Source organism: Streptomyces sp. NPDC052064, from assembly GCF_055585925.1.
This window is the reverse complement of the sequence record NZ_JBVJJE010000005.1, coordinates 322,541-336,361: the sequence shown is the minus strand read 5'-3', so window position 1 is coordinate 336,361 and position 13,821 is coordinate 322,541. Positions and strand designations below refer to the sequence as shown.

The 13,821-nt window shown below is 72.8% G+C and carries 10 protein-coding genes and 2 pseudogenes; 4 read left to right on the top strand and 8 right to left on the bottom strand.

Annotation, left to right across the window (positions count from 1 at the left end; genetic code table 11):
- Positions 1–33: 33 nt before the first annotated feature.
- On the bottom strand, positions 34–1,569 hold the full coding sequence (gene arfA / locus ACZ6TU_RS15990; protein WP_467669984.1) for an arabinosylfuranosidase ArfA: 1,536 nt from the start codon (positions 1,567–1,569) through the stop codon (positions 34–36).
- Positions 1,570–2,423: 854 nt separating this feature from the next.
- Between arfA and ACZ6TU_RS15985 the strand changes: the two genes are divergently transcribed.
- Together ACZ6TU_RS15985 and ACZ6TU_RS15980 are read left to right on the top strand one after the other, a co-directional pair.
- Complete coding sequence (locus ACZ6TU_RS15985) at positions 2,424–3,608, top strand: ROK family protein (protein ID WP_467669982.1); 1,185 nt, start codon at positions 2,424–2,426, stop codon at positions 3,606–3,608.
- A 254-nt stretch (positions 3,609–3,862) separates the two neighbouring features.
- A pseudogene (locus ACZ6TU_RS15980) lies at positions 3,863–4,012 on the top strand (DUF6223 family protein); the annotation flags it as partial.
- A gap of 64 nt (positions 4,013–4,076) precedes the next feature.
- On the opposite strand, the gene folE reads toward ACZ6TU_RS15980, so the two are convergent.
- Positions 4,077–4,763 (bottom strand): GTP cyclohydrolase I FolE, encoded by a 687-nt coding sequence (folE, locus tag ACZ6TU_RS15975; protein WP_467669980.1) that lies wholly within the window; start codon positions 4,761–4,763, stop codon positions 4,077–4,079.
- Positions 4,764–4,816: 53 nt separating this feature from the next.
- Complete coding sequence (locus tag ACZ6TU_RS15970; protein ID WP_467670314.1) at positions 4,817–5,518, bottom strand: helix-turn-helix transcriptional regulator; 702 nt, start codon at positions 5,516–5,518, stop codon at positions 4,817–4,819.
- A gap of 86 nt (positions 5,519–5,604) precedes the next feature.
- Here ACZ6TU_RS15970 and ACZ6TU_RS15965 point away from each other — a divergent pair, with 86 nt between their 5' ends.
- The gene (locus ACZ6TU_RS15965) at positions 5,605–6,042 is read left to right on the top strand and encodes a DoxX family membrane protein (RefSeq protein WP_467669978.1); all 438 of its coding nucleotides are present in this window, start codon (positions 5,605–5,607) and stop codon (positions 6,040–6,042) included.
- 276 nt (positions 6,043–6,318) lie between these two features.
- On the opposite strand, the gene ACZ6TU_RS15960 is transcribed toward ACZ6TU_RS15965, so the two are convergent.
- Positions 6,319–6,693 carry a hypothetical protein gene (locus ACZ6TU_RS15960; protein ID WP_467669976.1) on the bottom strand — a complete coding sequence of 125 codons (375 nt, stop codon included), beginning with the start codon at positions 6,691–6,693 and terminating at the stop codon, positions 6,319–6,321.
- 128 nt (positions 6,694–6,821) lie between these two features.
- Between ACZ6TU_RS15960 and ACZ6TU_RS15955 the strand changes: the two are divergent.
- A pseudogene (locus tag ACZ6TU_RS15955) lies at positions 6,822–7,036 on the top strand (RNA polymerase subunit sigma-24); the annotation flags it as partial.
- A 65-nt stretch (positions 7,037–7,101) separates the two neighbouring features.
- On the opposite strand, the gene ACZ6TU_RS15950 reads toward ACZ6TU_RS15955, so the two are convergent.
- From ACZ6TU_RS15950 to ACZ6TU_RS15935, 4 genes are all read right to left on the bottom strand, one after another.
- Positions 7,102–9,141, bottom strand: coding sequence for an SWIM zinc finger family protein (locus ACZ6TU_RS15950; protein ID WP_467669974.1), 2,040 nt, complete (start codon positions 9,139–9,141; stop codon positions 7,102–7,104).
- Entirely contained in the window at positions 9,138–11,987 is a 2,850-nt protein-coding gene (locus ACZ6TU_RS15945; RefSeq protein WP_467669972.1) for a DEAD/DEAH box helicase, read from the bottom strand. Before ACZ6TU_RS15945 ends, ACZ6TU_RS15950 begins: the two co-directional genes overlap by 4 nt.
- A gap of 106 nt (positions 11,988–12,093) precedes the next feature.
- On the bottom strand, positions 12,094–12,675 hold the full coding sequence (locus ACZ6TU_RS15940; protein ID WP_467669970.1) for a sugar kinase: 582 nt from the start codon (positions 12,673–12,675) through the stop codon (positions 12,094–12,096).
- Positions 12,672–13,820, bottom strand: coding sequence for an ROK family glucokinase (locus ACZ6TU_RS15935; protein ID WP_467669968.1), 1,149 nt, complete (start codon positions 13,818–13,820; stop codon positions 12,672–12,674). Before ACZ6TU_RS15935 ends, ACZ6TU_RS15940 begins: the two co-directional genes overlap by 4 nt.
- Position 13,821 lies beyond the last annotated feature (1 nt).

The window sequence follows — 13,821 nt, the reverse complement described above, 5'->3', positions numbered from 1 at the left end:
GTTGCGGGTCGAGCGGTGGGATCCTGGGACCGCTCAGGGGGCGAGCGGGATGGTGATGGTGTTCCAGGACATCGGTGGCAGCAGGGCGCTCAGCCGTCCGCCGTCCGTGACGGTGCCGGTCACCGGCTTCGGCGTCACGCGGTCCTGGTGCTGGAGCGTGTTGGCCGCGTGGCGGTCGGGGTCGGCCAGGGCGGTGTGCGTCACCTGCCCGGCCACTGGGTTGAACGCCCGCAGGTCGGCGGTGAGTTCGAGCGGCCTCGTGGCGTCCCGGTTGACGGCGAAGACGGTGAGCGTCCCGTCCTCCTGCTGGACGGCGGTCGCGTGCAGCAGGGGCACCTCGCCGTAGCGGGCGGTGTCGTGGACGGGGCTGTCCAGGGCGAGCCGGAGCACCCGGCCGCGGCCGTGGCGGGCCGCGTCGGCGAAGGGGTGGAAGATGGTCTGCCGCCAGGCGGGGCCGCCGGGCTCGGTCATGATGGGGGCGATGACGTTCACCAGCTGGGCGAGGCAGGCCGCGGTGACGCGGTCGCAGTGGCGCAGCAGGGTGATCAGCAGGCTGCCGACCACGACGGCGTCGGTGACGGTGTAGACGTCCTCGAGCTGGCGCGGGGCCACGCTCCAGTCCGGGGTGTCGGTGTTGTTGACCGGCCGGCTCTGGTACCAGACGTTCCACTCGTCGAAGGAGAGGTTGATCCGCTTTCCGGAGTGGCGCTTGGCCCCGATGTGGTCGGCGGTGGCGACCACCCCGTCGATGAAGGCCTCCATGTCGGCGGCCGAGGCGAGGAAGCTGTCGACGTCGCCGTCGCTCTCCTCGTAGTAGGCGTGGCAGGAGATGAAGTCGACGAGGTCGTAGGTGTGCTCCAGGACCGTCGCCTCCCAGGCGCCGAAGGTCGGCATGGAGCGGTTGGAGCTTCCGCAGGCGACCAGCTCCAGGCCGGGGTCGACGTCGCGCATGGCCTTGGCGGTGACGGCGGCGAGGCGGCCGTATTCGTCGGCGCTCTTGTGGCCGAGCTGCCAGGGACCGTCCATCTCGTTGCCCAGGCACCACAGCCGGATGCCGTGCGGCTTGTCCACGCCGTGCGAGCGGCGCAGCTCGGAGAAGGCCGTGCCGGCGGGGTGGTTGGTGTACTCCAGGAGGTCGAGTGCCTCCTGCAGGCCGCGGGTGCCGAGGTTGACGGCCTGCATGGGCTCGACGTCGGCCTTGGCCGCGAAGCGCATGAACTCGTTCAGCCCGAACCGGTTCGTCTCGACGGTCCGCCAGGCGCCGTCGAGCCGTCGGGGCCGCTGCTCCAGCGGGCCGACTCCGTCTTCCCAGCGGTAGCCGGAGACGAAGTTGCCCCCGGGGTAGCGGACCACGGTGACGCCCAGTTCGCGGATCAGGGCCAGGACGTCGGTGCGCAGTCCGTCCTCGTCGGCGCTGGGGTGGTCCGGTTCGAAGACGCCGGTGTAGACGCAGCGGCCGAGGTGCTCGACGAAGGATCCGAACAGCCGCGGATTCACCTCGCCAATGGTGAAGTTGGGGTCCAGATGTATGGCCCCTGCGAGCGGCGGGTGGCTGGCGGGCTTGGGCATGGGTCACTCCGGGATGTCTCGGTGCGAAGAGTGGCGTTCTGTACGGTTGCCGGAGAAGCCACGGGAGTTGGGGACGACGATTCGCCAGTACGTGCCCCAGCTGCGCCGAGACCGTCGATCCGGGCGGCCTCCTCCATCCTTCTCCGTGAAGTCGGACTTCACGTGGTGTCGCCCAGCGACACGATCTGCCCGACTTGGCCATCTGGACGTCGGGGTGGAACTCGAAGACGTCGGGGCCGTTGCTGGAGACCAGGCCGCTGGAGAGCTTGGGGGCGTAGTCATTGGGGATCCACTGCACCGACACGCCGGCCTTGGTGTACGCCTTCGCTCGCGTACCGCAGCGCCGCCTGCTGGGTGCCGCCTTGCCGTACTGGGGGTACCACTGGCTGATCGCCGCCTTGCCGGTGGCGCCGCCGCCGCGACCGGCGTTCCCGCCGCACGCGGCGAGGAATCCCGCAGCCTCCATGTGCCGGAGGCGCGCAGGAAGGATCTGCGGCCGAACGATCTGCTGGGGTTCTGCTCAGGGGACATGGGCACCTCTGCTGTGAAGAGAGGGTGTGGGACCGGGCCCTGGGGACGAGGCCGCGACGGCGGGTGATGACGCTGTGGACGGCCGCGGAGTGCGGCTGGTGAGAGCGCGACGCGAAGCCCGCGGGGTGGGGGCACGCGATCAAAGGGCGAATTCCTGCCGCTGGCGGGGGGTTGCAGCGAGCGGAGCGAGACGCAGGTTATGCGCGCTACACCCCTTCGTCAACAAGCCAGAAAAAGTCTGTGCACGGCAGTTCCAACGGCGCACACCCCGTGGATACGATCAGGCGCCCCAGTCGAATCGAATCGAGCACAGGACGACGTCGTTGAAGCGGACGTACCAGGACATACGCCGGACCAACCGTTTCGCGGTGATGCGGCATCTCATCGCCTCGGCGCCCGTCGTCAGGCGTGACATCGCCGCGGCCACGGGCCTGTCGGTGGCCACCGCCTCCGACATCGTCAGCGAGTTGCACGAGCTGGGGCTTCTGGCCGAGATCGGACAGCAGGCCTCGGGGGGCGGACGCCCGCGGAACCTTCTCGCGCCCGACGTCGAGGGTCCCCGGATCGTCGGCGTCGACATCGCCGAGACCTACGTCCACGTCGAGGTCTTCGATCCCGCTCTGCGGGTCCTGGCCAGAGCCGAGTACGAACTGCACCCGCACGCCAACCCGCCGGACTACGTCGTGGACCGTATCGTCCGCGGAGTGGACGACGCGATCGCGCAGGCCCAGGTGGAGCGCGGCAGGATTCTCGGGATCGGCGTCAGCATTCCCGGCCAGGTACGGCCGGACGGCACGGCCTCCGTCTTCGCCCCGAACTGGAACTGGAACGACGTACCGCTGCAGGCCCTGCTCACCCACCGGGTCCCTGATGTGCCGGTCCTCCTCGACAACCCGCTGCGTGCGAGCACCGTCGCCGAACTGTGGTTCGGTGCCGCCCGCGGCCACGACAACGTCGCCGTCCTCACCCTGGGAACCGGCGTCGGCGCGGGCCTGGCCGTCCAGGGGGCGCTCTACCGCGGGGCCACGAACACGGCCGGCGAGTGGGGCCACACCAGCCTCGTCATCGACGGCCGCAAGTGCCGCCGCGGATGCGTCGGATGCGTGGAGACCTACGTGGGCGCACCCGGCATCATGCAGCACCTCGCGGAGACCGACCCGGACAGCCCGCTCCTGCACCCGGACGACCAGACGGCGACGATCCACGCCCTGGCCACCGCCCACGCGGCCGGCGACCCCGCCGCACAGCAGGTGATCGCCACGACCGGCCGCTACCTCGGCATCGCCATCGCCAACCTGATCAACCTGTGCAACCCGCAGATCATCGTGCTCACCGGCTGGGTCGCCGACACACTGGGAAGCACCGTCCTGCCGCACGTACGCGCCACCGCCGCCCGCTACGCACTCGCCGAACCCTGGGAAGGCACCGAGATCAGCCTCTGCCCCATCGACCGCAACCCGGTCAGCCTCGGCGCGGCGACCCTCGTCCTGGAAGGATTCCTGTCCTGACACTCCTGCTGCCAGCAGCTCCAGTTCGAGGACAGTCTGATGCCCGGTGCCGTCGTAGAGCCGCTGCACCGGCGTCCACATCCCCGTCCGCCGCGGTATTGGTCCATTGGCACTGCGGTCCGGCTACGTGCACGCACCACGGAGGCGCACCGGCACCTGCCTGAGCCAGATGGCACCAGCGGCTCCTCTCCGCTGGACCAGCGAGAACTACTACGCCCCGTACACCTGGCCCGGCCGGTCGGCCGTCTCAGCGCATGGCTCTCGGCGGGCTGGTCGCGGCCACCGCCGACGGTGGTCTCGGCACCGGCAACGGGCTGGGTGGGGCCTACGTGGCGATGCTGGTGGGGCTGATCGCCACGGCCCTCGGCGGGCCGGCCCTGGCCCGCTCGCGCCGTACCGGCTGACCGGAGCGGATACGAGCGGACGTCCGCGTTCGCGGTGAGCCAGGAGTCCTCGGCACACCGTGCTTCAGGAGTGCAGCCCGGTCAGGGAGAGGAACTCGGCGCGGGAGCGGGCGTCGTGGCGGAGTGTGCCGAGGAGGGTGGAGGTGAGCGTGCTGGAGCCCGTGGCCTGGACGCCGCGCAGGGTCATGCAGGTGTGCTCGGCTTCGATCACGACGCCGACGCCCTGGGGTTCGAGTTGGGTCTGGAGCCAGTCGGCGACCTGCTTGGTCAGGCGTTCCTGGACCTGGGGCCGGCAGGCGAAGTGCTCGACCACGCGGGCCAGTTTGGACAGGCCGAGGATGCGATGGCCGGGGAGATAGCCGACGTGCGCGGTGCCGGTGAAGGGCAGCAGATGGTGCTCGCACACCGAGCGCACCGGGATGCTGCGGGCCAGCACGAGCTCGTCGTAGCCCTCGTCGTTGGGGAAGGTCGTCAGGTCGAAGGGACGAGGGCTGAACAGTTCGGCGTAGGCGCGGGCCATGCGGCCGGGGGTGCCGCGCAGGCTCTCGGTGCTGGTGTCGATGCCGAGTGCGCCGAGGAAGCGTGCGGCGGCGCGTTCGGCTTCGGCCAGGTCTATGCCGTCGGTGTCGTGAACGACGCGCAGGGGGCTGGGGGACGGTGCCGGCGTATGCGGGCGGGGGATGCTCGCGGAGGGGGCGGGCAGGTCGGCAGTGCGCGATGCGTGGCTGTTGATCGGTCCGGCGAGATCCATGACGTACCTCTCGTGCGATGGGGGAAACGAGCTGGCGGGCGGCGAGTGGTGTGTCAGGGACTCGCGGTCGCGGGTGGGGAGGAAGCCGGCTCCAGACGGACACAGCAGTGGCCGGGGCTGGGCGCCAGGCATGCGTGGAGACTGCTGTCCTCGAGCCCTTCGAGGACGCCCCGGAGCAGGTGGAGGTTCATGCCGCACACCGTCTGGGTGTGTTCGCGGGCGAGCGCGTGGAAGGGGCAGTTGCCCAGCACGATCGCGTCACCGTCATGGCGAGGCTCGAACCCGTACCGCTCCAGAAGGTCGAACACTCCCGTGCCGCCCTGCCCGGCGAGCTGGGCGCCGAGAAGGTGGGCCTTTCGGTGCAGGACGGCGCGGACCGGTTCGCCCGTGGCCTCGGATTCCTCCATGGCCTGGGCGAGGAGCCGCCCGGCCAGCTCGTAGTGCCGCTCGGGCAGGCTGACGGTGACCTGCTTGGCGGAGCGCTTGTAGAGCTTGGCCGGCCTGCCCGCTCCCGGGCCGGTGCGGCCGCTGCGCCGTTCGTAGACGACGTCGAGGAGTGCTTCGTCGGCCAGGCGGTCCAGGTGGAAGGCCGCGGTCTGGCGCGCCAGGCCGAGAGCGGCGGCGGCTTCGTCGCGGCTGACCGGTCCTGGCTGGCGCACGACGTGGTCGTACAGCCGTCTGCGGGTCGGCTCGTCCAGGGCGGCGACTGCGGAGACATCGGGGCGGGGTGCTTCTTCCGGGTGGTCCACGAACACCAGTGTAAAACCCATAGCCATTGACTAAAGAAGCCGCCCCGGCTTCTATTGTTAGTGAGAGTTGTCGATAGAAGGAACGGTGCGTCATGACGTCCGCAACCCACCCCACCCCGCACGCCGCGCCCCGGCGGGCTGTGCTCGGCGACCCCGGCTACCAGGCGTTCGTCATCCTGCGCGTCGGATTCACCGTGGCGCCGATCCTGTTCGGGCTCGACAAGTTCGCCAACCTGCTCGTGGACTGGCCCACCTACCTCGCGCCGTGGATCGACGACATCGCGCCCGGCAGCGCCCAGGCAGCCATGTACGCCGTAGGTGTCATCGAGATCGTCGCCGGTCTCGCCGTCGCTCTCGCCCCGCGCTTCGGGGGCTGGCTGGTGGCCGGATGGCTGGCCGGCATCATCGTCAACCTGCTGACCATCCCGGACTACTACGACATCGCGCTGCGCGACTTCGGCCTCCTGCTCGGCGCGGTCGCCCTCGCCCGGCTCGCCCAGCACTACCACCGCGAGCGACAGCCGCACTGACACGGCGGCGCGGACGGGGGAAGGCGGGTGAGCCGGTCGAGGGCTCACCCGCCTCACCCGCGCCCCGTGGCAGCTGGGACCCGGGGGGCCTTGCGGGCGAGTTCCCTGACGCGGTCGAAGAGGAGCACGCGCCGCTGTGCGTGGTGCCGGCCCCGCACACCGCGGCCGTCCGCGGCGCCGCCAAGCTCAAGCAAGCCGCCCACACCCGCCCCTCGGCCTCCGGGCCCGTGCCGCGTCGGCGGCGATGGCGGGGGAGCGGCAACGCGTTGAAGGCCCCTAGCGCCGGGCCAGCGCCAGCACACTCAGGCCGAACATCAGGACACCCAGGGGGAGATGGACCGACGGGACGTGCGCGATGCCGAGTACGACCTGGACCGAGGCGAGTACGAGGAAACCCGACGCGTGCCAGACGGGCCGGGGCGAGCCGCCGCCCGGCTTCCACGCCAGTACCGCCGCGAGTACGTACAGCATCGACGCCCCGTACATCACACGGGCACCGACACTGTGCAGCGTCTCTCCGTAGGACGACGTCAGGAGCAGTCCGGCGGAGACCGACTGCAGGAAGATGGTCAGGGTCTGCAGGGCGATCGCGATCCGCAGAAACGACGAGCCGCGCTGTGCGTTCGCCGTCGCCGTCACCTGAGTGGCCATGTCACAGTCCCCTTGTCCGCCCGCGGGCAGTGGATCGATAAGGTCTCACCAGACCGACGACACGGGCCTGCGAAAGGTAAGGCGAGAAGGTAAGGCGAGGGGGCGGCCGGAAGCACGGGGAGTTTCGGACCAGCCGCATCTGCCTGGACCTGCTCGGCTCGGCGCGGGCACGCCGTGAACGCCAGGTCGGCGCGTGGCTGCCCGAGCCGCTGTCAGACCGCACCGAGTGGGACCGTGCCGGCGGCGCCGGCCCCACCGGCCGTGCGGATCCCGCCGACCAGATCGTCCTGGACGAGTCGGTGTCCAGGCCTTCCTCGTCGTCCTGGAATGCTCCGTGGATGCCGTCGCGTACCTCCCGGCGGATCCGCAGGCCGCGGAGCCACGCTGACCGCCCATTACGGCAGCCCCTCAGAGGTCGCCGGCCAGTCCCAGGCCCGTCAGGGCGCCGACCGGGTCCAGGTCGGGGGTGCCTCTGGGCCACCAGTCGTCGTGGCCCGGCTCGGACTCGTAGGCGTACCACAGGCCGTCGCGGCCCAGGCGGAGCTGGACGTGGCCGTGGGGGTGGGTGAGGTGGTTGTGCCAGGGGCGGAAGGCGGGCAGGTCGGCGGCGAGGAGCAGCGGACGGGCCCGGTCGAACCGGCCGGCCGGCGGGTCCCACGGCTCCTCCAGGACGGCGAGGCCCTCGGGTCCGCCCTGGCGCCAGGCGGCGACCGCACGGGCCAGCTCGGACGGGGTGCGGCCCGCCGCGGAGGCGAGGGAGGAGTAGAGAGCCCGGGTGCCCGCGGTGAGTCCCGATCCGGGGCGGGCCGCTGCCAGGCGGACCGCGTCCTCCCAGAGCGTCAGCTGCCCGACCGGGTCACGGCCCGTGGTGAGCAGGGCGTGGGCCCGCGCGGCGGCGTCCGTGGCCAGCTGGTCCAGCGCGAACGGGTCCGGACCGCCGGGGGACGCCGGGTATGCCGGGGGCTGCTCGGGGTGCGGGGGCGGGGGCAGCGGCGCCGGCAGGGGAGGGAGGACGCGCGGCGTGAGAACGTCGCTGGCTCGCACTCCGGGGAGAGGCTCCGGTCCCCTGTCCTGGGCGGCGCGCGCCGCTCGGGTGGCGCTCAGCCGGGACAGCGCGTCGAGCAGTGCGCGTTCGCCCCGGCCGCGCAGCAGGAGCAGGACGAAGGGGTCGGCGTCGAGCAGCCGTGCGGTCTGGTAGCAGAGGGCGGCGGCGTGCTTGCAGGGGTGGCCTCGGTCGGGGCAGCTGCACCGCGGCTCCAGATCGCCCGGGCCCGGCAACAGGGGCACGCCGCAGTCCGCGAGGGACTGGGGCATCTCCTTGTCGAGGAGAGCCGCGATGTGCCCGGGCCGGTCGGCGGCGGCGTCCAGGAACCGCTCCCAGTCCTGGTCGTCGAGCGTGCGCAGCCGCACCTGCACGCGGTAGGGGCGCGGACGGCTGCCCCGCACGTACGCCAGCACCAGTCCGGGCGTCACGGTGATGGCATCGACATGCCCCTGCCCGGCATAACCCCGCCCGCGCTCCAGCCGCTTGGCGTCCAGCGCGCCCTGCTCCAGCGCGGTGACCCACGCGTTTCCCCACCAGCTCTCGGCGAAGCCCCTGCCGTCCGGGTCCCGGGGTGGGAAGGCGGGGAAGGTACGGCGGAGCTCGGTGTCGCGGTCGGGGGCGGCCATGGAGTGGGGGATGCGAGGGGGCTCGGGCCGGGTGATGGAGGGGGTGGGGCCGGCAAGGCTCTGTGGCGCGTCGGTCATGCCGTGGGGCGAACGCTCCTGACCGGTTTCGTCAGGGTCCTCGGGTGCCGCGTCCGGCTCGTCCGTCGCCGCGGGCATCCGGAAGGCGTCGGCCAGCAGCTGCCGTACGTCCCGCGCTGCCCCGCCGACGGCGTCTTCACGCGCCTGCCGCCCGGCCCCCGGCCTCTCCCCCACACGCCGGTGCCGCGCCCGGCGTCCCGCACTCTCGGTCTCTTCCCGGGACCGCCGCGCGTCCTGCCGCGCTGCGCGCAGTGCCTCGCGCGCGATGTCCGCCGCGCGGGGGCCGGGCTCCTCGTCGTCGCCCGCAGCCGGGGTCTCCTCCGGTGTGGCGGCGGGCTGGTCCTCCGCGGCAGCGGGAGCACCGGCCGGAGTCGTCCGGGCCGGGCCCTCCGCCGGGCCGCCGGAATCGTCCGGCCCGGCGGGTGCCTCCGTGTCCTCCGCCGCGCCGCCTGGCAGGCCGCCAGGCATATCGGCGTCCTCCGCCGCACCCACGTCGCTCGTCGGCTCCTCGCCACGCCGGTGCCCGGACACCGCCCTGCGCAGCGCCTCGCGGGCCACGTCTCCCGGCCGGGGAGTCTCGTCCCGGCCGGTGGGCCCTTCGGCCGCGCGGGAAGCGGATGCCGTCTCCGGGTCCTTGTGTGCCTGCTCCCGGGCCGCCCGCAGGGCCCGGCGGGCCTCGTCGGCGGGTCGGGGCGTCATGGCGTTCTCCGCAGGGAGACCAGGTCGGACAGCTCGCGGTCGGTCAGTTCGGTGAGGGCCGACTCGCCGGAGCCGAGGATCGCGTCGGCGAGGGCGCGCTTGGCCTGGAGCATCTCGGCGATGCGGTCCTCGATCGTGCCCTCGGTGATGAGGCGGTGGACCTGGACGGGCTGGGTCTGGCCGATGCGGTAGGCGCGGTCGGTGGCCTGTTCCTCGACGGCCGGGTTCCACCAGCGGTCGAAGTGGACGACGTGTCCCGCGCGGGTGAGGTTGAGGCCGGTGCCCGCCGCCTTGAGGGACAGCACCAGGACCGGGGTCGAGCCGGCCTGGAAGCGGTCCACCATGCGCTCGCGCTCCGGAACCGGCGTGCCGCCGTGGAGGAGGTCGACCGGGACCGCCCGGGTGGCCAGGTGGGAGGTGATCAGGCGGGCCATCCCGACGTACTGGGTGAAGACCAGAGCGGATCCGTCTTCGGCGAGCAGGGTGTCCAACAGCTCGTCCAGCAGCGCGAGTTTGCCGGAGCGGGCGGCGAGCCGGTCGCCGCCGGCCCGGGCGGGCTCCTCCTTCAGGTACAGCGCCGGGTGGTTGCAGATCTGCTTCAGCGACGTCAGGAGCTTCAGCACCAGGCCCCGGCGTGCCATGCCCTCGGCGGTCTCGATGGCGAGCATCGACTCGCGGACCACCGCCTCGTACAGCGCGCCCTGTTCGCGGGTGAGCGGCACCGGGTGGTCGGTCTCCGTCTTGGGCGGCAGTTCGGGGACGATGCCCGGGTCGGACTTCTTCCGGCGCAGCAGGAAGGGCCGGACCAGACGGGCCAGGCGCTCCACCGCCTCCTCGTCCTCGCCGTTCTCCACGGCACGGGCATGCCGGGCGCGGAAGGACTTCAGCGGGCCGAGGAGGCCGGGGGTGGTCCAGTCGAGCAGCGCCCACAACTCCGACAGGTTGTTCTCGACGGGCGTGCCGGTCAGGGCCACACGCGCGGGGGACGGGATGGTGCGCAGCGCCTTGGCCGTGGCCGAGTAGGGGTTCTTGACGTGCTGCGCCTCGTCGGCGACGACCATGCCCCACGTCTGCCCGGCCAGGGCGGGGGCCGCGGAACGCATCGTGCCGTACGTGGTGAGGACGAAGCCGCCGTCCAGGTCGTCCAGGCTGCGGTCCGGGCCGTGGAAGCGGCGGACGGGTACGCCGGGCGCGAAACGGCTGATCTCCCGCTGCCAGTTGCCCAGCAGCGAGGCCGGGCAGACCACCAGGGTCGGCTCGCGGCGGGCCCGCTTCAGGTGCAGGGCGATGAGGGTGACGGTCTTGCCGAGGCCCATGTCGTCGGCGAGGCAGCCGCCGAGGCCGAGGGAGGTCATCAGGTCGAGCCAGGCCAGGCCCCGGAGCTGGTAGTCACGGAGGGTGGCGTGCAGGTCCGGCGGCGGTGCGGCCGGGCGCACTCCCGCGGTGAGGCGGTCGCGCAGGGTGGCCAGTGCGCCGGCCGGTACGGCCTCGACCGTCTCGCCGTCCACGTCGGCGGTGCCGGTGAGGGCGACGGACAGCGCGTCGACCGGGTCGAGCAGCCCCAGGTCCCGCTTGCGGGCCTTGCGGACGAGGGCCGGGTCGACCAGCACCCACTGGTCGCGCAGCCGGACGACCGGGCGGTGGGCCTCGGCGAGGGCGTCCATCTCGCTCTCGGTGAGCGGGTCGCCGCCGAGCGCCAGCTGCCAGCGGAACTGGAGCAGATCCTCGCTCTCGAAGAAGCCGGTGCCGTCGGTCGCCGAGCCGGGGGCCGGCCGGACCACCGCCGCGGACGAGAGATCCTGGGCCAGATCCCTGGGCCAGTGCACGGCGACGCCGGCCGCGGCGAGCCGGGTGGCCGCGACACCGAGCAGGTCGCTCAGCTCCTCCTCGGTCAGCGCCAGCACGTCGGGCACGTCCTGGTCGGAGAGCCGGTCGAGCGGAGGCCAGACCCGGGCCGCGCGGCGGACGGCGAGGGCCGCGTCCACCCGGGCGCGTGGGCCGAAGGCGTCGTCCGCCTCGCCCGCCCACAGCGCCGCCGCGTCGGCGACCAGGGTGGGGTCGGCGAGGCTGTGCACCTGGACGATCGCCGCGCCGGCACCACGTGCGCCGCCGTCGAAGGCGTCGTCGAACAGGTCGTACGCCGAGAGGTCCAGCCGGAGCGAGATCCGCACGCCGGCGTCCATGCCGGCGGCGACCTCGGCGGCCCAGTCATGGGCATCGGGCAGGTGCTGGGCGTCGCGGGCCGCGAAGGGTCTGCCGGTGGTGTGGGGTGCGGCCGGGGTGCGCGGCAGGGTGTCGGCGACCGCGTCGAGGAAGGCCCGTACCAGCGCTTCCGGTTCGGGCAGGCGGATCGGGCCCGGGCCGGGCAGCGGGACGGCGTGCCCCTCGTACGGCAGGGCGGCGGCCACCGCGCGCAGGTGCGCGATGTCGTCCGGGTCCAGCGGGCCGGCGCGCCAGGCGTCGTGGCCCGTGGGCGTCAGGCCGGGCAGCAGCCGGCCGCGCGCGGTCAGCCGCAGGGCGTGCAGGGCGGCCGCGCCCCAGCAGGCGGTGGCGGGATGGGCCGCGGGGTCGTGCCGGGCGCGCACCAGGAGCGGCAGGGCTTCGTCCAGCGGGAGGGACAGCGCCCGGGCGGTCCGCCGCCGGACTCCGGCGCCGTGCCGTCGTACGACGGTGAGCCCGGTGTCCTCGGTGAGCTCGGTGACCTCTGCGGGCAGGGGCTCCCCTTCGGGGTCCCAGAAGGCGATGCGTCCGTCGCGCGGGAGGGGCGCGGGCAGGAAGACGGCCGGGAGCCGGACCGGGACCGTCGGCTCCCCCGCCCGCTCGGCCGTCACAGCCGTGTCGCCCATGCGTCCTGCCACCTCCCGCCCGCGTTTCGGATCAGCTGTCTCCGACTCTACGGGCGGGGTCTGACAATCGGCCCCGACGGCCGCTCCGGCCGGGCCGGGCTTCGGGTCAGGGCACCGTCCGGGACACCGCGTACACCCAGGGATACGCCGGGTTGGACAGGTCCACCACCACGTCGTGCGTGGGAGCCGGGTTCTTCTGCCGGTGGACGAAGCCGTACCACGAGTCCCCCTCGGGGAACTTCCAGCCGGTGACCTTGCGGTCGCGGGCACCGATGGTGATGTGCCCCTTCTTCAGGTCGTCCCGGGTCATGCCCAGACCCGTCAGGTAGGCGTCCAGGCCGGCCGCGTTGGTCTCGAACTGGGCGTACAGACGGCTGGTCTTCCAGTTGTTGGTCTCGTAGTACGCCACGTGCCAGGCCGGGTGCGGGACCGGCACCTGATAGATGCGGCGCTGGAGCTTGGACGGCCAGCCCTCGGTCAGGCCCGTCGCCGAGTACTTCGCCTCCTTGTCCTTGCCGCTGTCCCGGCTCTGGTTCGCGGAGATCACCAGGTAGCCGGCCGGGATGCCGATGAGCAGCACGATGATCAGCAGGGTGAGCGCCCTGCGGCGGATCATGTGGCGGCGGTCCTCGGCCGGGCGTTCCTCACCGTCCGGCCAGGAGCCCTGGTGCGGCAGGGATGCGGTCACGGCGTCTCCTGGGTACTGCGGAGTGACTGCGTGTACCGCTCGTAGCGCTCGTACCGCTCCACCCGGCGGCGCTTGGCGCGCCGGAAGCGGCGGGCGACCAGCCGGGCCAGGTCGGCGGCGCCGACCATGCCGGCCTCGGGGCCGAGCTGGGCCCGGGCGATCCGGGCCTCGGGGCGGTAGCCGCGGCCGGTCAGATGCCGGCGGAACGCGTCCCGGGCGGGGCCGATCAGCAGGTCGTCGGCGGCCGAGACGCCACCGCCGATGACGAAGCAGGACGGGTCGAGGGCGGCCGCGAGATTGGCGATGCCGACCCCGAGCCACTGGCCGATGTCCTGGAGCAGCTCGATGCACATGGCGTCGCCGTCGCGGGCCAGCTCGGTGATCATCGGGCCGGTGATGTCGGAGATGTTGCCCTTGACGTGCTCGATGATCCCGTACGCCACCGGTGAGTCGGCGGCGGCCAGCTCGCGCGCCTCGCGGACCAGGGCGTTGCCGGAGCTGTACTGCTCCCAGCAGCCGCGGTTGCCGCACGGGCAACGGTGGCCGCCGGGCACGACCTGCATATGGCCGAACTCGCCGGCGACGCCGTACTTGCCGCGCTTGACCTGGCCGTCCTCCAGTATCGCGCCGCCGATGCCGGTGCCCAGCGTGATCATCACGAGGTGGTCCTCGCCGCGGCCGGCGCCGAAGCGCCACTCGGCCCAGGCGGCGGTGTTGGCGTCGTTGTCGACGAGCACCGGTACGGAGAGCCGGCCGGAGAGGCGGTCGCGGAGCGGTTCGTTGCGCCAGGACAGGTGGGGGGCGAACAGCACGCGGTTGCGGTCGGCGTCGACCCAGCCGGCCGCGCCGATGCCGACGGCGTGCACGTCGTGCCGGTCCGAGAGGTCCAGGACCAGCTCGGCGATGGTGTCCTCGACGACCTTGGGGCTCTTGGACTTGTCCGGCGTCTCCGTGCGGACCTTCTCCAGGATGTTGCCGTCGGCGTCGACGACGCCCGCCATCACCTTCGTACCGCCGATGTCGATGCCGACCGTGGGCACGCGGGGTGCCGTCAGGAGTGAACGGCGCTCCCGGGTGCCGACCGTGCGGAGCACGGTGGCACGGCGGGAGCCGATGGGGGCGGTGAAGTCGCGGTAGGTGCTCATC